Source organism: Anabaena lutea FACHB-196 (genome assembly GCF_014698305.1).
Taxonomy (GTDB): Bacteria; Cyanobacteriota; Cyanobacteriia; order Cyanobacteriales; family Nostocaceae; genus Anabaena; species Anabaena lutea.
The window spans coordinates 75,882-98,690 of sequence record NZ_JACJST010000021.1 but is presented as its reverse complement, the minus strand read 5'-3'; the positions used below and the strand labels follow the sequence as shown (position 1 = coordinate 98,690).

15 protein-coding genes are annotated in these 22,809 nt (G+C 40.4%); 5 read left to right on the top strand and 10 right to left on the bottom strand.

Features of this window, described 5'->3' with window-relative positions:
- Positions 1 to 82: 82 nt before the first annotated feature.
- Both H6G59_RS20235 and H6G59_RS20230 read left to right on the top strand, forming a co-directional pair.
- The gene (locus H6G59_RS20235; RefSeq protein ID WP_190717634.1) at positions 83 to 2,713 is read left to right on the top strand and encodes a DNA polymerase III subunit alpha; all 2,631 of its coding nucleotides are present in this window, start codon (positions 83 to 85) and stop codon (positions 2,711 to 2,713) included.
- 182 nt (positions 2,714 to 2,895) lie between these two features.
- Positions 2,896 to 3,927 carry a VOC family protein gene (locus H6G59_RS20230; RefSeq protein WP_190717632.1) on the top strand — a complete coding sequence of 344 codons (1,032 nt, stop codon included), beginning with the start codon at positions 2,896 to 2,898 and terminating at the stop codon, positions 3,925 to 3,927.
- Between the two features lie 240 nt (positions 3,928 to 4,167).
- Here H6G59_RS20230 and thrC read toward each other — a convergent pair whose 3' ends face one another.
- A complete protein-coding gene (gene thrC, locus H6G59_RS20225; RefSeq protein WP_127053837.1) occupies positions 4,168 to 5,259 on the bottom strand; it encodes a threonine synthase in 1,092 nt (363 codons plus the stop codon).
- A gap of 355 nt (positions 5,260 to 5,614) precedes the next feature.
- Between thrC and H6G59_RS20220 the strand changes: the two genes are divergently transcribed.
- Positions 5,615 to 5,806: a hypothetical protein gene (locus H6G59_RS20220; protein ID WP_190717630.1), complete on the top strand. Its 192-nt coding sequence runs from the start codon at positions 5,615 to 5,617 to the stop codon at positions 5,804 to 5,806.
- A gap of 17 nt (positions 5,807 to 5,823) precedes the next feature.
- On the opposite strand, the gene H6G59_RS20215 is transcribed toward H6G59_RS20220, so the two are convergent.
- The 3 genes from H6G59_RS20215 to H6G59_RS20205 form a co-directional block, all read right to left on the bottom strand.
- Entirely contained in the window at positions 5,824 to 8,175 is a 2,352-nt protein-coding gene (locus H6G59_RS20215) for a hypothetical protein (RefSeq protein ID WP_190717628.1), read from the bottom strand.
- A 1,233-nt stretch (positions 8,176 to 9,408) separates the two neighbouring features.
- Positions 9,409 to 10,617, bottom strand: a complete 1,209-nt coding sequence (locus tag H6G59_RS20210; RefSeq protein ID WP_190717626.1) for a 4-hydroxy-3-methylbut-2-enyl diphosphate reductase — start codon at positions 10,615 to 10,617, stop codon at positions 9,409 to 9,411.
- A 184-nt stretch (positions 10,618 to 10,801) separates the two neighbouring features.
- The gene (locus tag H6G59_RS20205; protein WP_339327986.1) at positions 10,802 to 11,668 is read right to left on the bottom strand and encodes an SGNH/GDSL hydrolase family protein; all 867 of its coding nucleotides are present in this window, start codon (positions 11,666 to 11,668) and stop codon (positions 10,802 to 10,804) included.
- Positions 11,669 to 11,990: 322 nt separating this feature from the next.
- On the opposite strand from H6G59_RS20205, the gene H6G59_RS20200 reads away from it, so the two are divergent.
- Positions 11,991 to 12,359 carry a GNAT family N-acetyltransferase gene (locus H6G59_RS20200; protein WP_199332090.1) on the top strand — a complete coding sequence of 123 codons (369 nt, stop codon included), beginning with the start codon at positions 11,991 to 11,993 and terminating at the stop codon, positions 12,357 to 12,359.
- Between the two features lie 38 nt (positions 12,360 to 12,397).
- On the opposite strand, the gene H6G59_RS20195 is transcribed toward H6G59_RS20200, so the two are convergent.
- The 6 genes from H6G59_RS20195 to H6G59_RS20170 all read right to left on the bottom strand — a co-directional run bounded on the left by H6G59_RS20195 (position 12,398) and on the right by H6G59_RS20170 (position 21,808).
- Complete coding sequence (locus H6G59_RS20195) at positions 12,398 to 13,741, bottom strand: ammonium transporter (protein WP_199332089.1); 1,344 nt, start codon at positions 13,739 to 13,741, stop codon at positions 12,398 to 12,400.
- Positions 13,742 to 14,362: 621 nt separating this feature from the next.
- Positions 14,363 to 16,600, bottom strand: coding sequence for a CHASE2 domain-containing protein (locus H6G59_RS20190; protein WP_190717651.1), 2,238 nt, complete (start codon positions 16,598 to 16,600; stop codon positions 14,363 to 14,365).
- A 256-nt stretch (positions 16,601 to 16,856) separates the two neighbouring features.
- Positions 16,857 to 17,147, bottom strand: coding sequence for a hypothetical protein (locus H6G59_RS20185; protein WP_190717622.1), 291 nt, complete (start codon positions 17,145 to 17,147; stop codon positions 16,857 to 16,859).
- 85 nt (positions 17,148 to 17,232) lie between these two features.
- Positions 17,233 to 19,890, bottom strand: a complete 2,658-nt coding sequence (locus H6G59_RS20180) for an EAL domain-containing protein (protein WP_190717620.1) — start codon at positions 19,888 to 19,890, stop codon at positions 17,233 to 17,235.
- A 69-nt stretch (positions 19,891 to 19,959) separates the two neighbouring features.
- The gene (locus H6G59_RS20175) at positions 19,960 to 20,346 is read right to left on the bottom strand and encodes a hypothetical protein (protein WP_190717618.1); all 387 of its coding nucleotides are present in this window, start codon (positions 20,344 to 20,346) and stop codon (positions 19,960 to 19,962) included.
- Positions 20,347 to 21,292: 946 nt separating this feature from the next.
- Positions 21,293 to 21,808: a sterol desaturase family protein gene (locus H6G59_RS20170; RefSeq protein WP_190717616.1), complete on the bottom strand. Its 516-nt coding sequence runs from the start codon at positions 21,806 to 21,808 to the stop codon at positions 21,293 to 21,295.
- 550 nt (positions 21,809 to 22,358) lie between these two features.
- Here H6G59_RS20170 and H6G59_RS20165 point away from each other — a divergent pair.
- Positions 22,359 to 22,751 (top strand): 6-pyruvoyl trahydropterin synthase family protein, encoded by a 393-nt coding sequence (locus tag H6G59_RS20165; RefSeq protein WP_190717614.1) that lies wholly within the window; start codon positions 22,359 to 22,361, stop codon positions 22,749 to 22,751.
- The last annotated feature ends 58 nt before the right edge of the window (positions 22,752 to 22,809 follow it).

The window sequence follows — 22,809 nt, the reverse complement described above, 5'->3', positions numbered from 1 at the left end:
GGGTAAAAACTGTTAAACTTGTATCCCGGATTGGTAAAGTCAATCTAAAATCTAAAATCCAAAATATAAAATCTAAAATTATATGTCTTTTGTTCCTTTGCATATTCATAGTGACTATAGTTTGCTTGATGGGGCCAGTCAGTTACCAGAGTTAGTGGATAGAGCGATCGCACTGGGGATGAAAGCGATCGCACTCACAGATCATGGTGTCATGTATGGTGCAGTAGAATTAATAAAAATTTGCCGCAGTAAGAATATTAAGCCAATTATTGGCAATGAAATGTATATCATTAACGGTGATATTGAAAAACAAGAACGCCGTCCTAAATATCATCAAGTTGTTTTAGCTAAAAATACCAAAGGCTATAAAAACTTAGTTAAAATCACCACCATTTCTCACCTTCAAGGTGTCCAAGGTAAAGGTATTTTTTCTCGTCCTTGTATTAATAAAGATTTGCTCAAACAATATCATGAAGGTTTAATAGTCACCAGTGCCTGTTTAGGTGGAGAAATTCCCCAAGCAATTCTTAGTAATAGACCAGATGCAGCCCGAAAAGTTGCTAAATGGTATAAAGAAGTATTTGGTGAAGATTTTTATTTAGAAATTCAAGACCACGGTTCCCAAGAAGACAGAATTGTTAATGTTGAAATTGTCAAAATAGCCCGTGAATTAGGAATTAAATTTATTGCTACCAATGATTCCCATTATATTTCTTGTTTTGACGTAGAAGCACATGATGCTTTGCTATGTATTCAAACAGGACAGCTAATTAGCGAAGATAAAAGAATGCGATATAGCGGCACAGAATATCTCAAATCTGCTGAAGAAATGAGGATGCTATTTCGTGACCATTTAACTGATGATGTCATTGCTGAAGCTATAGCCACAACGGTCGAAGTAGCGGATAAAGTCGAGCCTTACCACATCATGGATGAGCCGAAAATTCCTACTCCTCCAATTCCGTCGGGTCACACTCCTGACACTTATACAGAAGAAATTGCTTGGCAAGGACTTTTAGAAAGATTAAATCGCAAATCCCGCAGCGAAGTAGATCAGGTTTATAAAGAAAGATTAGAATATGAATTAAAAATGCTGCAAAAAATGGGTTTTTCTACATACTTTTTAGTTGTGTGGGACTACATCAAATTTGCACGAGATAATAATATTCCTGTGGGGCCAGGTCGGGGTTCAGCGGCTGGTTCTTTGGTTGCTTACGCAATGCGAATTACCAATATTGACCCTGTACATCATGGCTTACTATTTGAGCGTTTTTTGAACCCAGAACGGAAATCAATGCCGGATATTGATACGGATTTCTGCATTGAAAAACGGGATCAAGTGATTGAATATGTAACTGATAAATATGGCGCTGATAGAGTTGCCCAAATTATTACTTTTAACCGATTAACATCGAAAGCAGTTTTAAAAGATGTCGCTAGGGTGTTAAATATTCCCTATGGTGACGCTGATAAAATGGCGAAATTAATACCTGTGGTGCGAGGGAAACCAACCAAACTTAAAGTTATGGTTTCTGATGAAACACCAGCACAAGAGTTTAAAGATAAATATGATAATGACCCGAACGTTCGCCATTGGTTGGATATGGCCATGCGAATTGAAGGTACTAACAAAACCTTTGGTGTTCACGCTGCTGGTGTGGTAATTTCTGCTGACCCTCTTGATGAAATTGTCCCCCTACAACGCAATAATGATGGTTCTGTAATTACCCAATATTTCATGGAAGATTTGGAATCATTGGGTTTGTTAAAAATGGATTTCTTAGGTTTGCGAAACCTCACCTTAATTCAAAAAACTATTGATTTAATTGAAGAAACTAAGGGTTATAAAATTGACCCCGATGAAATTACAGGTCAAGAAAGAAAAGCACAACATATATTAGCAAAAGGTCAACATAGCACCTTACCCAAAGAAGTGCAGAAAGCTTATGAATTATTAGAATCTGGTGAATTAGAAGGAATATTTCAATTAGAGTCTTCGGGAATGAAGCAAATAGTTAGAGATTTGAAGCCTTCTAATATTGAAGATATTTCTTCTATCTTGGCACTTTATCGACCAGGCCCATTAGATGCGGGATTGATTCCTAAGTTTATTAACCGTAAACATGGACGAGAACAAATTGAATATGAAACAGGTATTTTAGAACCAATATTAAATGAAACCTATGGAATTATGGTCTATCAAGAGCAAATTATGAAAATTGCTCAAGATATGGCTGGGTATTCTTTAGGACAAGCTGACTTGCTGCGTCGGGCTATGGGTAAAAAGAAAGTTTCTGAAATGCAGAAGCAGGAAGAAAAGTTTATTGATGGGGCAATGAAAAATGGCGTGAAAAAGCAAGTAGCTGAACAACTATTTGCGGATATGTTGAAGTTTGCTGAATATTGTTTAAGTTACGATACGGAAGTTTTAACTGTTGAATATGGTTTGATGGCTATGGGAGAAATTGTCGAAAAACGCATTGATTGTAGTGTGTTCAGTGTTGATAAAAATGGAAATATTTACACTCAACCAATAGCACAATGGCATAACCGGGGAATACAGGAATTGTATGAATATTGTTTAGATGATGGTTCAACAATTCGCGCCACAAAAGACCATAAATTTATGACTACTGCGGGGGAAATGTTGCCAATTGATGATATTTTTGAACGAGGTTTGGATTTGTTAAAGGTGCAGAATTTGCCACAGTAAAAATTAAAAATTAAAAATTAAAAACCCAACTAATTAGACTGACACGGGGATGCAGGGACGCGGAGACACGGGGAAATTAAGCATTACCTGTAACCTGTGACCTGTTCCCTTGTCATAATGACAATTTTTAACGCCCACCTACTTACTCTGACAAAAATATTTTGATAAGGACAAAAAATCCTATGACTCAAGGGACAAATACTGCTATTGAAGGTATTTATGAAGTCTGTATTGGCGTTCCTGATCCAATTTCAGCAATTCAATATTGGCAGCAATTTGGCTATCGCATTGGGCAAATGGGAGAATTAAGTGCAGATGAGGCTTACCAATTATACAAGGTGAATTCTCCTTTAAAAGCGATTCGTCTTTACCACCAAGACGCAGATCATGGTTTAATTCGGCTGATGATTTGGGAAAATCCGACAAATCAAGGATTGGGTATCAGTTCGATGAAAGTTAAGGGTAATCGTTGGGGTACTGCTTTAACTGCTGATTTGTTAGGAATTTTAAATCATGCAGAAAATGCCAAAGCCGCAGGTTCGACTATCAGGTACTCGCACCCTTACTGGGAAGTGATTTATGACAAGGACAAAAAAAGCCGTCCTTTTATAGATGCTGCTGTTGGGGTGCGAGAAATGATGTTGCTGCAACCATTGACGCGACAGGTGCTATTTCAACGTTTTGGTTATGTGATGCCTCATTATGGAAAAATCAATCACAATGGGGCTTTAGCCACTAGTCAGTTTACCCACATGGGGATGATTGTTCAGGATGATAGCAAAGAAACTCTACGCTTTTATGAAGAAGTTTTGGGTTTGTTGCGTGTGCGTGATGATGTAGAAACTACCTATGAATCTTCTTTAGCTGGTCGAGATTTGTTTGAACTTAATCCTGGGGAAAAGTTTATAGTTACGGCTTTTGATGATCCGCGTTCTTCCAAGTCTGATTTTATGGCAGCACGCAGTGGTAGACTTTACATCATTCGCTTTCCAGAGCATATCAGGTTGGAATCGCGCTTTGAATCAGCCCAACCAGGAAGTTTGGGAATGTGCCTTTACACTTATCACGTCAGCGAAATACACACTTATTTTGACCGCATTCGGGCAAGTAATGCCAAAAATTTGACTGATATTGTGAATAATGAATTTGGAGAATTGAGTTTTTCCTTTGTTGCACCAGATGGCTATTTCTGGACTTTGGTGGAAAAAATTTAAATAATTCGTAATTCGTAATTCGTAATTCGTAAACAGGGAACAGGCAACAGGGAACAGGGAACAGGGAACAGGGAATCAATAGGCAGGAGGCAGGAGGCAGGAGGCAGGAGGCAGGAGGCAGGAGGCAGGAAGTAATTATTTCTCCCCATCTCCCCATCTCCCCATCTCCCCATCCCCGCGTCACCCCATCTCCCCATCTCCCCATCTCCGTGTCTCCGCGTCCCGACTTCCCCGCGTTCCCTAAAATCCCATTGCTTCAGCTACGGCTTTAACTTCTGCGGCAATACCTTGTTTAAATTGACTGTGACTGTGCTTAATTGCTGTATCTGGGTCTTTAAGACCGTTGCCGGTGAGGACACAAACTACTGTTGCACCTGTTGGAACTTGGTCTTTTACCTTTAATAATCCTGCTACAGAAGCCGCACTAGCAGGTTCACAAAAAATACCTTCTGATGATGCTAAGAGTCTGTAAGCATCAAGGATTTCTTCGTCTGTGACGGCGTTGAAGCTTCCTTGACTGGCTGATTGGGCGGCGATCGCTTTATCCCAACTAGCAGGATTACCAATTCTAATTGCAGTGGCTAAGGTTTCAGGATGTGCTACTGGTTTACCATTTACCAAGGGTGCAGCACCCGCAGCTTGAAAGCCCATCATTTTCGGCAAGCGATCGCATTTACCGATTTGATGATATTGACAAAATCCCATCCAATATGCTGTGATATTTCCCGCATTTCCCACAGGAATACATAACCAATCGGGAGCATTACCCAAGGCATCGACAACTTCAAATGCTCCTGTTTTCTGTCCTTCCAAGCGGTAGGGGTTGACAGAATTCACTAACGTAATTGGATAACTATCTGCCATTTCCCGGACAATTTCCAGCGCCTGGTCAAAATTGCCTTTAATTGCTAATACCTCAGCCCCATACAGTAACGCTTGTGCTAACTTACCCAAAGCCACATAACCGTCAGGAATCAACACAAACGGTTTCATCCCCCCACGGCGAGCATAAGCTGCGGCTGCGGCAGAAGTATTACCTGTACTCGCACAAATTACCGCCTTCGCCCCTGCTTCCTTGGCTTTGGTAATGGCCATGGTCATTCCCCGGTCTTTGAAACTGCCGGTAGGGTTAAGACCATCATATTTGACAAATACCTTGACCTGTCTGCCAATGCGTTCTGCGATCGCTGGCACTGGTATCAAGGGTGTGTTACCTTCCAACAAGGTAACAACTGGAGTGCTTTCACTGACAGGCAAGTATTCACGATAGGCTTCTATCAGTCCAGGCCAGGGTTGGCGATGAGATTTAGCAACAGACAAGCTCAAAGTCACGGGATTCAAAACTTCTTAACTAAGGATTTAAGATGCGAAAATTGTCTTTTATTTTATGGTGTCAATAACTTTAGCACGCTGATGGCGATCTTCAGCTGCCGCGCCTACAAATTGCATGATTCTCCTTTCAAACCTGTGCTTTTTCTAGAAAGCCCCTCTATTGCCTAAATGTGCCAACTATAAAGCACAAGAAATGGTCTGTGGTACTGATCATCCATCATCCTATTTGCTTATGATTAACCCTAGGATTTATTAGATTATGTGATTAAAAGTATACAATGATTTAAGAAAGCTTAAGATAACACTATTATAATATCTCGAACGGTGTGAGTTAAGTTTGCAAATGAGTATAACCATGTCCAATTTGTCATCCAGTGTTGCCAGTTGCGAATCTCATAGCGAATTAGTCAAGAAACTGACTAAAGCTTATTATCGAGACGACCAGCAAGAGAAATTTATGGATTTACAAGCAGAGGTAGATTCCTTACTGCAAAAGTTACAGAACCTCAAGAGTCAAAGGCTAGAATCTTGCGACCACGAAGAATAAACTAACAAATTTAAATACTATTCAAAGCGCTGATTAGCTTCTGACCAGCGCTTTAAGCTATATTTATGAGGATTTTCAACCAGTAAAGTTAAAGATGGGTCATTTGCCAAATGAGCGATCGCACTTAAAGCTTGCTGTGATTTTGGGCTAAAGTCATTATAGATAACCTTACCAGTATTCGAGAAAATCAGAGTCCGAGGACGTTTTTGAGCTTCTACATTCCCCCCCTTGATAGACGCAGACTGATTCAATGATTCTATCGCTGCACCTGAAATAGTCAGAACTACGTCCAGATTACCGTCATTAGTGACATCAATCAGTTGTACAGGCCAATCACCCATTTTTACCTGCATCTCTGGGAATTTGGGAACAGCACCACTAAGGGGCATATCACCAGACTGTTGCAAAGCACGCCACACATTTTCTAGCATTACCCGCACTACTTGGGGATTTTGTTGATAGAGTTCTTGGACAGTAATAGGAGATGGTTGTACCCATTCCAATGCTGCCGGCGTGAGAGCTAAAGGTTTCGGTTGGAGAGAATTATTTTGAGTTTGAGGAATAGCCGCACCAACAGCTAAAAGCCGCAAAACCCCATTCCGCAGTTGCACGGCTTTGATAGTAGCCGGATTTATTTGCTGTTCTCCATTCTTTAACCAGACAATTATTTGGATAGTGGGATCGGTACTGATTCCCAATATTTTTGCCCAAAATTGGCTAGACTGAGTTTTTGGTGGGTTTAAATTAGTAAACGGGGAACTCAGCCAACTGACATGATTATGAAATGCACTTACCTCTACCTGATACCATACCTGGTTATCCGTAATCTTTAAATCTGCTGTTCCAGGGATGAGTACCCAATCAGCATCATTAATCACGGTAATTTGTTGTACTCCACCAATAATTTGACTTAGATGAGTGGTTGTCACCTCGTAATTGAGTTTTGCTAACAAATCTTGATAATAGGTGAGGTTTTTCTGATTGATGTTTGGTTGTTCCTGCAACCAAGAAGTAGCACGTTGTTCTCCCCGTTGTAAGGCTAACATCAGATATGTCCAAGCTAACACTGATTGTCTATTGGGGTTGAGTCGCAACGCCACAGCTGTACGATTCCATAACCTGCCTCTATCTGCTTTCAGCAGGGTAGCAATTTCTTGAGCATTTTGAGAAGATGCTGTAAATATCTGTAAAGCCTTCTCCCAGCGACCATCAATTAAATCTGTCAGCACTTGTTGACTGGGACTAGCCCAAATTTTGTCAGCTTGGCTTTTAGTGAGTTGGGAATGAAGGCGAATTAAATCGATTTGCGCCTGTACAGCCTCTGGAAAAGGTTTTTGAGGATTTTTCTGGAGAGAGATCAACCAAGCCAACGCTGGAGACCACATTCCATTTCGGGCTAATAATAGAGATTTTTGATAACCAAAATCCTCAAATACTGATTGGAGATTAATTTCTTCCAGTATCAAGGAATTACTGGCTAACTGGCCAGATTTGACTTGGTAAACTTGCAGATGAGGTTCTAAACCTACTGTCTGATCGATAACTAACTCTTTTGCTGCACTACCAGTTACTTGCTGCCATCTAGGTAGTTGCCCATTTGGGTTTTTCCAGGATAACATTTGCTGTAAGCTGCTATTGCCAGGATTGTAATAATAAATTTGACCGTAGACTATAGAACTATCTTCTTGTTTGTGTTCCCCTCGCAAATAAAACCAGAAACCTGGTGAGAGTGTGGAGTCTTCAAAAGCTTTTACCTCAGTGAAAGATAACTGCTTCTTTCCCTCTTGATTATTGGCATCTGATGCGGTTTCGCCAAAAGGGGCTGTCACAAAGGATTCTGTCAGACCAGTCACAGACATTTGAGTGACTAGATTATAGTATTTTTCTCGCTGTAATTGGAACTCTAAGGACTTTGAGCGCTGATAAACCCTCAGTTCTATCAGTTCTTGGCAATTAGACTGACAATTAGCACGTTTTTGGAAAACTGGCAATAGAAATGACTTCTGTTGCTGATCATCTAAATATATCGTTTCCCCAGCTATGCGGTTTTTTTGACTCAAGCTGAGTTGAATGGCTGAGAGAGTTTGGGGGCGATCGCTCTTACTCAGAGGAAGTTGCCCCCATTCTGGTAAAATTTCATTTAGCCAGCTAACCTGTTCTGGGTTCAATATGAAGAGAATACTAATCCAGCCAGAAGCTACAATTATACCAGCACTACCTAACAAAATAGTCAGTGCTAAGGTTGACAACAACCAACTGCGCCATCGAGGCTGTTTCTGAAATTTTTTAGCTCTTTTCTGGATCGCACCTGTACGAGGCTGATTGATGCGATCAACTTTTTGCGTCAGCTTCCGCGAGTGCTTTGCCATCTTAGTTTTCAGTCAATCTGGAGAATCTTTTTGAGCTGGATATTTTTTCTTTTATACCCCTACTTTGGAAAGTTGCCCATAATTGTTAAGTTTAAATTTTGACATTTTACAAAAAAAGTCTAATTATCCTCAGTTATAAATCTTGACCGAAAATTGCTGTAACTGCATTTCCCGAAAAGCCCCCTGTTTCCCTGCTGTCTATATTTATCAACCTGTAAGCGAAACGATATTACATTCACAAAGACAGAGTTTACGGATTTTTTTTAATCAAATAGGACTTTATATCAAGTCCGGCTAATTGCTTATCAAAAAAACTCGACCCGTCCCCGCGTCCCCGTTTCTTGAGCGTCAGTCCTAATGATAAGTCTTTAACCGGACATGATATTAATGACACCCAGATATCAAAGATTTTATGCCAGGTAAAAATAAATATAAAAAAGGTTTGGTTAGCCACCAAACCTTCGTACTAAATCCAGTGCATAACAACATCCCAAACAAATTTAACCTGTCTTGTTTTGCTGAAGCATCTTCCCATAGGATGTGTACAAATATCCAGAAAGCTGATAGGGTACTATACCTTGAAAGTTAACAAGATGCTAGGAAGAAAATTCTATTCTGGTTCTGTTTTACCATTCACAAAAAGCCAACTTATGGTTAGGGTTGCAAATAGAAGACTATTGACACTTTTAATACTTGTGGAGTTTTACTTTTAAGGGCTAAGGGGAAAGTATAAGAAAACATTTTTAACCTTTAACCTTAAACATTTCCCAGGTTAAAACTTTCAGGAACAAAACACCGAGCGGTATTGTTGACACTATGATTGGTGGGTATTTGGCATTTTGGCAGTTATCTATTACAGTAGCTTGATATATTGCAGAAATTACCAAGATGTTTTTAATTTTTATACCACAGACGGACTTTGCTCCGTCTTTTTTGTTTGTTTTTTGGAATTTGGCACTTTGGCAGAAAATGAGAAAATATCTGTGTTACCGTAATCAAAATGGTAAGGATTGATCATGAATAAAAACAATTATTACGAGCTAAATCGACGTTATTATTGTTGATTTCATTTGCAATCCTGACAACCTATTGAATTTTATGTGTGTTATTTTTGTTCCGTATTCCAAGGTGTATTACCACTTTCAAGCTATTAGTGCGGACGGGTATTTATCCCGTCCTTTATTTTTGCCAAATCAAGGGAATAGAAAAACTAAATCGGCAGACTTAAACTGATTAAACTAAAGCTGCTGTACCTTTGAGAGCGAAAATTTTCTCAATGATATCTTCTACGACTTTATCGGGTGTTGAAGCACCAGAAGTTATGCCCACAACTATTTCTCCTTTTGGTAACCAGTTTTCGGTGATCACCAATTCTCCTGTTAATTGACGATGTTCGATGGCATCAACTGATTTAATCCGCGCAACACTATCAATGTGATAGGAAGGAATATTCCAGTCAAAAGCAATTTGTTGCAATTGAGTGGTATTTGATGAATTAAACCCACCAATTACTACCATTAAATCGAGATTTTGTTCTACTAATTCCAACATAGCATCTTGACGTTCTTGAGTTGCGTCACAGATGGTATTGAAACTTTGAAAATGCTGGTTTAATTCGGTGGGACTATATTTTTGCATCATAGTCCGCTCAAACAGCTTACCAATTTTTTCGGTGTCACCTTTGAGCATAGTAGTTTGATTAGCGATACCCACCCGTTCTAAATCTTGATCAGGATCAAATCCAGGGGAACAAGCTTTAGCAAATTTCGCTAAAAATTCCTCACGGTTGCCACCATTGAGAATATAGTTAGTCACATATTCTGCTTCTTGTAAATTCAGCACAATCAGATATTTCCCTGCAAAGGAACTAGTGGCGACGGTTTCCTCGTGCTTATATTTACCGTGAATAATGGAAGTGTATTCGCCTTTTTTGTGCTTTTCAACTGTATTCCAAACTTTGGAAACCCAAGGACAAGTAGTGTCAACTATTTTGCAGCCTTTATCATGCAAAATCTGCATTTCTTGAACGCTGGCACCAAAGGCGGGTAAGATGACCACATCACCTATATCAACAACAGAAAAATCCTTTATATTGGCTTCTACAGGGATAAATTGTACTTCCATTTCCTGCATTCGCTGATTCACAGAAGGATTGTGAATAATTTCATTGGTAATCCAAATGCGTTCTGTGGGGAAGTGTTGACGAGTTTCATAGGCCATGGCGACTGCACGTTCTACACCCCAACAAAAGCCAAAAGCTTGCGCTAGTCGGATGGTGACATCACCTCTTTGGAGAGTGTAGTTGCGATCGCGTATTTGCTGAATCAAGTTGCTTTGATACTCAGACTGTAACTGGGTGGCGACTTCTGCTTGATGACCAAACCCTTTGCGATTGTAATTTTCTGAATGTTGGAGGCTACGTTTAAAAGCTTTGGTATCCATTTAGGTTTTGCCACTAAAATTACTTTTTCTTATTTTCTCGCGCGAAGGGTCGATTTAGAAGGGTAAATCAGTTATCAGTTAAAACAACTCTCCGTCTCCCCCTGTCTTTGCATCTCCGCATCTCCGCGTCCCCGTGTCCCCTTCCGCGTCAGCCATAATGATAAATATTCAAGCGGACACGATATTAAATCCTCTCTCGACTATTTCTTAACTGACTTTCTTGCGGCTGGGGTGCTAATTGCTTGTTGTTATAAATCTGCAATGCAGTCCGCCAGACTAGATAGCCTTGAGGATTGAGATGTAAGCCGTCGGTAGTCAATTCTTGGTTGAGATTACCTTGCTTATTGGTGAATAAAGGATGTAAATCGAGATATTTGACATTTTGTCTATTTGCTATTTTTTGTAGTTCTTCATTCAACTGACGGATGCGACTATTGGGAATAGCCAGCAATTTCTCCCTTCCTTCCCAAGTTGCTTCCTCTCCCCCGTGAGGTAAAATCGACTGCACAAAGATTTGTGATTGGGGGTGTCTCCTTCGCAGATAACGGATAATTCGTCGCTGATTGGCTAAAATTTCCTCATCCCCTACTCCTCGAATCAGGTCATTAATACCAATCATGACTAAAATAGTCTCTGGCTGAGTGCGGTCAAATAAATCTAATCTTTTCAATAGTCCATCACTAGTTTCACCGGATATGCCCTGATTTAGCCAAGTTCTGTCTTCGGGTAATAACTTAGGTGGAAACCACAAACTCAGAGAATCCCCAGCCAGTATGGTCAAATGCTGAGAAGGTTTAGACTCAGCTACCTTTGCTTCTTGTTTGAGGATATCTAACCATTGCCGATAATTGAGTTTATGTCGGGGGCCTAATTCTGGTGCAGATTGGGTTGTACTGTTGAGGTTGACTGGTGTTGGGGAAGTTGTGGTTGCAAACGCAGTGGTCAATTTCTGCTGTCGCCAAATCAGCAGGATGACGGACAACATCAGGATGCCATTGGTGATCAGTAAGAAAAATCCCCAGACAGGAAATGTTTTTACAGGAGTGGACACGACTAAAAATAAAAAATAAAAAAATCAAAATGACTTTTGTCGTCAGTCTGATGGCGAGTAAGTTAAATGTACATCAGGCTAACAAACTTTAGCAATTTTGATTTATGGCAGTTGCCCGATAGGTTGGGACAATATACTGATGGGAGTTTTGTGCCTTAAAGTCGTAACTTGGCAAAGGGAAAAGCTTGTATCAGAGCGCATATTTACATAACATTTAATTCGTTTAGTGAAGATATTTAGAGTAGCTTAAGTCACGCAGACCAATAATTCCCCTGAATATCAATCAATTCTGGTTCTTCGCTATTCAGAGGACTACTGCCCGTTGCGCCTGTCTCGTCTAGAGGCGATCGCGCAGGAGTTGAAGTGGTCTCCAAAAACTACAACAGCCTTTCATAATCGCTATATGGAACTTTGGGGAGGCGATTTGCAACCCTTTTTCCTCACACCCCAAGCTTCCTGGATTATTGAAAATGTTGCCGTTTTGCCAGAGGCGCGGGGGCGGGGCTTTGGCAAAGCATTACTCAGGGCATTGCTAGAGAAAGGTCAATCGCAGCAGCATACCTTCGCAGGAATCATGGTGATCAATGGGAACAATGTGGCTCGCCATACTTATGAATCCATTGGGTTTAAGCCTTATCAAACCTTCGTATTTAGGATTTCGAGAGGCGATCGCTCCCCAAGAAAATCCTAACTGCAAAGGTTTGATAGTTTTCACCAGATGTCTAATGACTAAGAAACATTAATGCGATCGCCAAACTCGGAGTTATAACCTTCTTCTCCGTGTTCGTTGATATCTAGTCCTTGGTTTTCCATTTCTTCTTTCACTCGCAGGCCGATGGTAGCGGCGATAATTTTCAGAATTACCCAAGTACCAACCGCAGCAATTATATAAGCTATGGCGATCGCTCCTAGTTCTACGAATAATTCCCCGAAATTACCACGCAATACCCCATTTTTACCGCCGGAGTTGACTTCGGTGGTGGCAAAAATGGCGGTTAAAATTGCCCCTAATGTTCCACCCACACCATGTACAGGAAAGGTATCTAAGGCATCATCAACATTGAGCTTATGCTTGAAACTTACCGCATAGAAGCAGACGACGGCGGTAAGGAAACCAATTAAAATTGCTGATAAAGGGGTGACAAATCCTGCGGCTGGGGTAATACCAACTAAACCAGCTACGGCACCGGTGGCTGCACCAACGGCGGTGGGTTTGCCACGTAAACTGGCTTCTAGAATCAGCCACATTAAAGCACCAGCCGCTGCGGATGTATTGGTAGCAACAAAGGCTACTGTAGCCACACCACCAGCAGATAAAGCGCTACCAGCATTAAAGCCGAACCAACCAAACCAAAGTAAGCCAGCACCCAACAAAATAAAGGGGACGTTGTGGGGAGGACTCAGACGATCTGGGTGGTTTTTCCTGGGTCCGAGGACGATGGCTGCTACCAGTGCAGAAACTCCAGAACTGATATGTACGACTGTCCCACCGGCAAAGTCCAGAGCGCCTAAACCGCCATATAATCCTAAAAATCCCCCTTTAGCCCAGACCATGTGTGCTAAGGGTGTGTAGATAAAGGTTGACCACAATAGCACAAATAGACAATAGGCGCGGAAACTCATCCGTTCTGCGATCGCCCCAGAAATTAAAGCTGGGGTGATAATTGCAAACATGGCTTGATAGATCATGAAGGCTTGATGAGGTATTGTTCCCGCATAGGAAACAACTTCCTCAGGGACTGAACCTTCCAGATAACCTGTGGTTTCTAAACCAACACCATTTAACCCTAACCACTGTAAGCCACCGATGAAGGGCAAACCAGGGGCAAAAGATAGGCTATAACCCCAGAGAATCCAGGTTACTCCCACAATCGCCATCAACACGAAACTCATCATTAAGGTGTTGAGGATATTGCGCGATCGCACAAATCCACCATAAAAGAAAGCCAATCCCGGTGTCATCAGCAATACTAGTGCTGACGAAATCAGCATAAATGCTGTATCTCCAGTATCAGGAGCGGGCGGAGTGGCAGATTCTTGAGCAAAAGCATTGCCAGTTAGCACCCCGAACATTAGAAATAGGGTAAAAACCCCAACTATGAAAAATTTCTTCAGCACTTGTTTTTGTTCCTATGCACCAATTACTTGACCAGAAGAAGCAGGAGGAATGTTACTCTTCCCCTTTGCCGTAGAGCGTAGCGAAGGGTATCAAGCCCTATCGGTATTTCTCCACCGACTCTCCCTTTCCTTGCCTCTTCTTTGACTTTACTTAAGTAGTTTCCGTAGATTTTGATACTATTTCTGTCTTGAAAGTTACTCAACTTTAATTTTTTGGGAAACTTTAACAAAAAAATAATCCTGATTATAGCTGCTAATTGCACAACTAATTATTTAGTTATGCATTATTTACATAATTAAATATCAAAAATTACATCACTGGGGACGCGGGGACACCTGACAAGGGTAGGTTTTTAATATTATCTGTTAAGGCAGGACTAGGAAGACAAGGAGGGAAAGTAGACAAGGAAGATTTTCTCCGCACAATGGTCTTTTTGTTACTAAGAGAATATGATTTTGTACGTGTTTCCTCCCTTGTCCACTGTCCTTCCTTGTCCCCCAAGTCTTGCCCTCACGACAATGTAAAATACCTACCCTTGTGAGCGCGGGGACACAGGGAAAATAAAGAATTACGAATTACGAATTACGAATTATCAATGATTTCAAATCTTGAAGAACAGCTGTAGCGGATTGATAGCGATCGCTAAAATGATAACAAACCATCTTATCTAAAATTGTGGCTAGTTCAGTACTGACTGTCACTGTTGACTGCCACATAATATTACCAGTGTCTGGATTTGGCTGAAGTTCCTGCGGTGGTATACCAGTGATAGCTTGAATCCCAATCATGCCTAAAGCATAAATATCACTACATAAACGTGGATGTCCTGCGAACTGTTCTGGGGGAGAATAACCCCGCGTCCCAATAGCTACTGTGGCTAATTCTGTTTCTTCCGCTTGACGTGGTTGAATCAATTTGACTGCACCAAAGTCTATTAATACCAGTCGATTATCTTCAGTACATCTAATAATATTAGTTGGTTTAATATCTCGATGAATTACACGGCGTTGATGTATAAATACTAAAATTTCTAAAATTTCTTTGAGCATCGCAATCACAAATGCTTCACTCTTTACCCCTTGTTCTGGTGGTAATTCTGCATTTAAAGTATGACCAGTAATATATTCTTGCACCAAGTAAAATTCTTGATTATCTTCAAAATAAGCAAATAGTTCAGGAATCTGACGATGTTTGCCTAAAACTTCTAAAATTTCCGCTTCAGTATTAAATAATCTCCGGGCAATTTGCAAAAATTTTGTATCATTACGGGCTGGCATTAACTGTTTAACTACACAGATAGGATTACCAGGTCGTTGTGTATCTGCTGCTAAATAAGTGCGACCAAATCCACCAGCACCAAGGATTTTGGAAATTTTGTAACGTCCACCTAAAACAAACCCACCAGTATTAACTGTGGAGATTTCAGATGACCAATTTAGTTGAGAGCCTAGAGATGGAACAAATGTTGTTTGATCAAATAGTAGGCTTAATTGTGCGATCGCTTCTTGTTGTTTTTCAACTTGCAGAATAATCGCTTGATTTTCTTGCTGAGTTCGGTAAGTAATATAACCCATGACAGCAAAAATATTTATTACTAAAGCCAAGGCAGGTGAAAATAGTGGTATCCATATCGCTTGCAGATAAAAACCAGCAGCGATTCCCACTAAACCCAATAACACAAAACCTTCCACCACTAGTAACAGCAAAGGATGTCGCCATTGCCATGCTAAAGCACCACCTACCAACGAACAACCCCAAATCCACAAAAATTCAGCCCAGTCAGGCCAATAGGACATGAGAGGTCGTCCATCTAGGACTGTACTCAGAATTTGACTTGCTACTTGTGCATGAATAAAAACACGAGGCATTCTTGGAGACTGGTCTGATAAAGCGCTATAGGGTGTATAGAAACCAGAATGTACAGAACTTGCTGTAGTACCAATAATGACCAGACGATCCTTAATCCAATTAGGGTTTACTTGACCCTTGAGAACCTGCGTCAAGGTGACTTGTTGGGCGAGGTAATTTGGGTGACGGTAATTTAACAGGATTTGATAGCCATAGGCATCTGTTTGCTGATAATTGCCCGCATTAGAGTCTAGACGGGGAAATAAAGTTTGACCTATTTTAAATTCTCCATTTTCAGTAAAATCATATTCGATACCTTGTTTTTGCAAATAAGTAATAGCTAATAAAGCTGCAAAAGAAAATCGTGTTTGACATTTATTATCTGTATGTGTAACATCGGTAAATAATAAACTCCGGCGCAGAATTTGATCAGTAGAATTGTCAGTGACAATATCATCAAATCCAATATTTTCCATAGGAAAATTGCTGGGTGGTGTAACTTCTGTTCTACCAGTATTGCTTAACAAGCAAGTAATAATGATGTTATCTTGATGTTGTAGATGAGTTGCTAAGTTTTTTTGATTTGGTAGGTAAATATTTAAACCAATAACACTGGGTTGATAAGATTCTAGTTTTGCTAATAAATTGTTGATAGTTTGATCTGACAATGGCCATTTCTCCTGTATCAGATCATCCTGAGTAATTGTAACTAATAGAATTCGCCGATCAAGAGGTTCTTCAGGACGGGATTTTGGGGAGATATGACGCGATCGCAACATCTGGTCATAAATGCTTAACTCTCCAGCTTGTAACCATTTCAGTTCACGCATTCCCCAGACTAAAGCAGTCACTCCCAGACTACTCAGGAGAATGATTGACAAGCAATTATGGATAGTAAAAGTGAGCCGGGAACCTTGATCTTTAATGATAACTGCACGGAATTTTGCTAAAAGTCCATTAATCACGGTAATGCTGCGGTAGCCTGATGTGGTAGATGTTGCACAACTGAAATCTACAGCGATTTGCAAATAAATAGACCTTTTGCCTACTGACTTTCTCCTTTATCTATTGGAGATGTCTATTAGGTTTCGTTTTTGTAGTCTATTAAAATGAAAAATCCTGTAATACTAATTCTATGTGAGGCTGCGCTTTATTTACGTAGGGGCAATTCATGAATTACCCCGACAGCCTTGTAGTTTTGCGTAAGTTGTATGCGGCAATTTATTCGTGTTGAGATTTTTGAACCTCTACCACAGGAGTGAGCATGGACAAGTCGATTGGAGTTGATTGAGTGGATGCCTCTAACTTAAGTAGTTCAGGGGGTAGTTCGGTTGATATTTCGCCCTTGACACTTTCTAGCTGAGAACCAACAATTTTATCGTAATTAGAAGCAACAGCTAAAAATGCTCCTCCTAAAATATAGATAGGTAAAGGCAAAGATAATGCTTTCACCCAGTCAAAGAATTCCGCCAAGGCGAATAATACAAAAAAACAGGCAAGCCAAACCCTCATCTTTTCATCCTCTGTATGGAAATAACTATATTTATAGGTTAAACAGCTGGCATGATAGTGGATGTACGCCACAATCACAAATTTTCTACCTCAAGCCTTGTGAGATGTTCCATTTACTGGTAATAACTTCTGTAGCTTGTTGCACAGAGAGTGGTCGATAGAAAAAATATCCTTGCACATCATCGCAGTTAATTGACTTTAAAAATTCTAGTTCCTCTGGTTTTTCTACTCCTTCAGCAATTAGTCTTAAACCCAAACTGCGTCCCAAAGCAACTATCGCCGTGATGATATGGGCTACTTTGTTATTTGTATTATCTATGGTTAATTCTTTGATGAATGATCTATCGATTTTCAGATTGTGAAGTGGTAACGCCTGTAAGCGGGAAAGAGCCGAATGACCCGTACCAAAATCATCAATAGACAGGAGTAAGCCCATTTGCTCCAAATTTTTCAGTACAGTTCTGGCAAAATTGAGATCCTCAATCGCCGTTGTTTCTGTAATCTCTAACTCTAAAAATTGCGCTTCAAGTCCAGTGGCTTCTAAAATCTCGGCGACTTTTTCCACTAACTTAGGTTGGCGGAATTGCTTGGGAGAAAGATTAACTGCAATCGTTATGGGTGGAAAACCCGCATCTTGCCAAACTTTATTTTGAGTACAAGCTTTCTGGAGTACCCATTCGCCCAAAGGGATAATTAATCCACTAGCTTCAGCTAAGGGAATGAAGACATTGGGGGCAACTATTCCCATGTCAGGATGATGCCAGCGCAACAGAGCCTCCATGCCAGTAATTTCTCCAGAAATGATGTTGACTCGCGGCTGGTAGTATAATAGGAATTCGTCTCGTTCTAAAGCATGGCGCAGACTCTTTTCCAAACTCAGAAGTTCGGGAGCTTTGGAATTTAAAGATACTTTGTAGAATTTGTAATTATTTCTGCCTTTGTCTTTGGCGTAATATAAAGCCGTATCCGCGTGCTGGATCAGGGTTTCAGCATCAGGACTATGTTCATTTAGCAGGGCAATGCCAATGCTGGAACTGATATAAAGTTCATGTTCTTGCAGATAAAAAGCATTTTCTAAGGCTTGTAAAATTCTTAGTGCTACCTGGGTTACTTCATCTATATCCCGAATTTGGGGCAGCAGGATAGTAAATTCATCACCTCCCCAACGGGCAATGGTGTCTCCTGGCCTGAGGGAATCTCTCAATCTTTGAGCTACGCTTTGTAATAATTCGTCTCCCAGGGTGTGTCCCAAGGTATCATTGATCATCTTGAAGCGATCTAAATCCAAGAACATGACAGCTAAACTGTCTGGGGTCTGAACAGCTGTTTGTATAGCTTTGTCCAGTAGATCGTTAAACTGTAAACGATTGGGCAACCCAGTGAGCAGATCATGAAGGGCTTGATAGCGAATCTTTTCTTCTACTTGTTGACGCTGACGAGCGCCACTAATGATAGCGGCCATAGTCAAGAGACTAGATTCTTCATGCCTTGACCAACGCCGTGGGGAGGTACAATCTGCTAACCCCAGGTAGCCCCAAAAATCTTCTTCTAATCGCAAGGGTACAAGTAGGAGAGACTGAATGTTGTCTCGACTCAGGAGTTCTTTTTCTGTGGTGGGAAATTCTTGGATGAGTCCACTAATGGGCTGTCCCCCAGAGAGGGTAGTATACCAGCGTCCCAACCCAGAAGTTTGATAAGATTGATTTTGCCAATGATGGTGAGATGGTTTCAGACCAGATTTTATCCATTCAAATTGCAGACTTACTGCGATTTCTCCTGTAACTGAATGGGAATGGTTTTGGAAGAGGTAAACGCGATCGCCATTAGCGGCTTCCCCAAAAGTAGCGAGTGCTTTTTCTATGGCTATTTCATAGTTCATTTCTGCCAATAAGTAATTGGCGGCTTCAGCCACTGCTTGAAGCAAGCGATCGCGTTGCCTTAATTCTGCTTCAGCTTGCTTTTGTTCAGTAATTTCTCTAATAATAAAAGTTCTAATTAAATCGCTTTCTGGTAAATAATGAACGGATTGTTCAAAAATCTCTCCGCTCACTTCCACCTCTCGCACAAAAGAATTGCCTGTTTGATTTTTCACTGCACTGAGCAACTGTGCCAAAATAGGGTGGTTTTGGCCGATTTCTCTGATTCTAGGAAACTTATTTGCTGCCGCTGGATTAAAATATGTCACCGTTCCCGCTAAATCCATTTCGATAATGGGATTGGGAATCAGTTCTGGAAAAGAGGCAAGGCGAGTTAAGGCAGCATCATTAGCTCCTTCAACACTGGGATCAGAGATAATTGTTTCAAAAGGATTAGCGGGATTTCCTTGATCCGACAGAAAAAGAGACAGGTCTGATGCTGTATAAGATTCTCTAAATGCTTCCTCTGACAGATTGGAAATAGCATAGTATTGAGCTTGAGCGTGCGAACTGCCAAAAGCGATCAAGTCTCCATTTTGGAGGTTATGAGAAAAACATTTAGTGCCATTAATAAATAAGCCATTCGTACTTCTTTTACCTTTAAAGTTACCATCCACTATCCGAAAACCATATTGTTCAGTGTCAGGAATCAGAACCCGCAATAGAATTGCGTGCTGCCTCGATACAGACCGAGAATTGAGAACAATAGCGTTTCTGGCATCCCGTCCCAGAGAGTAGGTAGTCTCTAGCAGAGGGATTGTTCGCTGTCCTTCCATGTCTTGGACGACCAATAAGTGGCGTATTTTTTCCCGGTCGTTTCCTGGCATACCTCTTCCTTAAATTCTCATGTCTATTGATCTGTCCTGCCAAAATACGGATTTTATAAGTCCTGATTTTCAGAGGATATTGTCTCCAAAAGCTGATCCATAAACTTTTTCGCTATGTGTGTGTATAAGATTTGACCTAGATAGCAATTTTATCGAAACAATCGGGTCTAAAACCTCGCCTTTTAAGGCGAAAAGTTTTTGGAGCGGGGCATAAATCCCCGTTACAAAAACGGCCTTCTGCCTCCTGCCTCCTGCCTTCGTTAATTGCGTGTTGATAGCTGGCATGACGTAGTCATACTTACTCGTGAAAGCTTTTAACAGGTAACTCTTACAGCGGATTTCGCCGTTAGCAGGTACAAGCCTGAATAATGAAACTCTTGTGGTGTAAGTATCTTGACTGCTATATTTGTACCTCATGACACCGAGAAGTGCTGTAACTCTTAACAGGTTTTCCATGAATGATTTAGGATTGCTATATGTTTCCAGAAATTGACATTCGGGAATGAGTCGCCCTTTGCTTGAGTCTGGGTTGCGGTGAAAATTTCTAACCTATTGTTTTAATTCAGGAGCAATTTTAACAAAATCTACCTATGTGGTAACTTTAACCTAGTTTTTCTGAACTCAACACTGAGAATAAAATTAAACACCTAAGAAAAATTATGATGTATTTACGGGTTTAGGTAAGAGAATTAATAGCCTATGCCTTGTCCCAACCTGATTGTATACAGGTTAAACCTCTCTTGTATTTTTTGATATTTATTCCTCATCACTCATTTGCTTGGAAATTCTCTACTTCAGAAACGACTGTATTGCCTATAAAAATATAAACTATTTTATTGATACATTCTTTGATGTGAGTCAAGATACAGCAGCTTTCAGCTAATAGACCTCTGATGGGAAAAATGTAGAGCCGTGTATCCCTACCCAGGTCAGGTTTCTACAAGGGTTCCAACTAACGCATATTTAATTCTATTTAATTTTATTTAATTTTAGTAAAAAGTTAAAGGGGGAAAGGGCGAGAATTTATATCTTTAGCATTTCCCCCTTCCCCTTTTTCCGACTTCTACAATCCGTCTATTGATAGTTCTTGACCTCTCTCTGGGAAGACAGGCGCAGAGATTCTTAAGTAGTTGAAAACTATTAAAGGTGCAGTCGATTCACCTCTATCCCAGAGCGTCTCCATGTCCCCTCGTGTTTGCATTTATTTTTGGGCGTTGCATATTTGCGGGATGTTTTTGAATTTTTGTAAACGAAAAAATCTCACTTCGTCGCGTACTATCCCTACGGGACACTATGGCTAACGCCAAGCTTCGCTAACGTGAACGCGTCTTTGCGGTTCAATAATTCATCCCTGTTTTAAGCAACGCCTATTTTTGAGATATACTGCTCCAGTCTCAATTTACTAGCCAGAAACGCGAGTTACCGAAGACTCACGCACATGAAGTCTAAATAAACGTAACCAACGCATCCAAGTTTTTGCTGGTTGCTCAAAGAATGTAAAAATATCGCCGAAACCTAGGTTAGTTTTTTGATGATGTAGCCAGTGTTGTTCAGGAGTGGTGATAAATAACAACCGACACACAAAAGTCACAGGTTTTGAAGTTTTCCACCCTAAAGATGTGATGTGTCGCCACCATACATGAAACTGACCAAACAGTAAACCACAGACAACACCAATGGGAGAAAACGACCACAGAAAGACAGCTACAAGTAGGTACGGTAGAGCGCCCAAGATTCCATCTAAAAGCACTTGGGGATTAAATGTTAGAATAGCGTAGTGGCGGAAGTCCTTCTTCCAGGAGTGGTGTGTTGTCAGGTGGAGGCTACCAAAAACATGCTCAGGGACATGGTAAAAAAAAGTCGAAAGGAAATCGCCAAAAAACAGTAATAACCAAGTAACAGCGATAGCCTTAAGCATTTGTACTCCTTAAGTTTGATGGAAAAATTTCACAGAAAAAAGAATTCAAAATTCATACCCAACAAGGTTATGGCGTAGTTAAGCATTCCTGAATTACTACATCCAAGCGGCTTTACTTGTTTCTGCTCAAAATCTATTTCGGTAGAGAAGTCGCAGTTTGGTGAATTTCTATTTTTTCATTACACTGAACACCAACGGTTGATGGACTACCATGTTGTTTTGGATAATGAGGGGACGGAAATGATACATCTATAGCCCGATAGATATCTTGTATTTGATTCTTCTCTGGTCACAATCTTCTTACTAACACATACAGTATGAGCAAAGATTGAGTTAACATTGGTACAAATTTAGGTTAAGCTTTTCCTACCCTTATGTAGCCAAAACTATTGGATCTTCTGATAAAAGAGTTTCTCAAAGTTAAATCTTGTGTTAGGTACATTTTTATTGTGAATATTTGAGGAGTAATTATATTAATAGATTCTGCTGTAACTGCTTTTTTATGATCAATACGTTTTGGTTGAAAAATTGGCTTTGAGGTGATATCAAGATGCCCAAATGGAAACTCTTAACAGAATTCACGTTTGATAGCGCCCACTACATAAAAGACTATAAAGGTCCTTGTGGGAGAATGCACGGTCATACTTATAAAGTCAAAATAGAAGCAAACTCATCACAGTTGCATTCTTCTGAATACTGTCCGCACCCAGTTATGGTTGCTGATTTTAGAAGCTTACGTTGGGCTAAAAAAGATGTGACTCAGGGAGGACTAGATCATTGTGTTCTCAATGAAGTTTTACCACCTGAATATGAAACAACTGCTGAGATGATTGCTAAATATATTTATGATGAAACCAAAAAGCGATTACCAGCAGATGTAAAACTCAAGGTTGCAGTATCAGAAACTCCTAATTCTTGGGTAGAGTATGAGGATGATGAATAATTCGTAATTCGTAATTAATTCGTAATTTGTACCTGAGAAAGCTCAAAGCTAACCCTTT

Coding starts and splice junctions, on each gene's coding strand:
- H6G59_RS20235 (WP_190717634.1), top strand. CDS start 83: ATGTCTTTTGTTCCTTTGCATATTCATAGTGACTATAGTTTGCTTGAT.
- H6G59_RS20230 (WP_190717632.1), top strand. CDS start 2,896: ATGACTCAAGGGACAAATACTGCTATTGAAGGTATTTATGAAGTCTGT.
- H6G59_RS20220 (WP_190717630.1), top strand. CDS start 5,615: ATGTCCAATTTGTCATCCAGTGTTGCCAGTTGCGAATCTCATAGCGAA.
- H6G59_RS20215 (WP_190717628.1), bottom strand. CDS start 8,175: ATGGCAAAGCACTCGCGGAAGCTGACGCAAAAAGTTGATCGCATCAAT.
- H6G59_RS20210 (WP_190717626.1), bottom strand. CDS start 10,617: ATGGATACCAAAGCTTTTAAACGTAGCCTCCAACATTCAGAAAATTAC.
- H6G59_RS20195 (WP_199332089.1), bottom strand. CDS start 13,741: ATGTTCGGGGTGCTAACTGGCAATGCTTTTGCTCAAGAATCTGCCACT.
- H6G59_RS20185 (WP_190717622.1), bottom strand. CDS start 17,147: ATGAGGGTTTGGCTTGCCTGTTTTTTTGTATTATTCGCCTTGGCGGAA.
- H6G59_RS20180 (WP_190717620.1), bottom strand. CDS start 19,890: ATGCCAGGAAACGACCGGGAAAAAATACGCCACTTATTGGTCGTCCAA.
- H6G59_RS20175 (WP_190717618.1), bottom strand. CDS start 20,346: ATGGAAAACCTGTTAAGAGTTACAGCACTTCTCGGTGTCATGAGGTAC.
- H6G59_RS20170 (WP_190717616.1), bottom strand. CDS start 21,808: ATGCTTAAGGCTATCGCTGTTACTTGGTTATTACTGTTTTTTGGCGAT.
- H6G59_RS20165 (WP_190717614.1), top strand. CDS start 22,359: ATGCCCAAATGGAAACTCTTAACAGAATTCACGTTTGATAGCGCCCAC.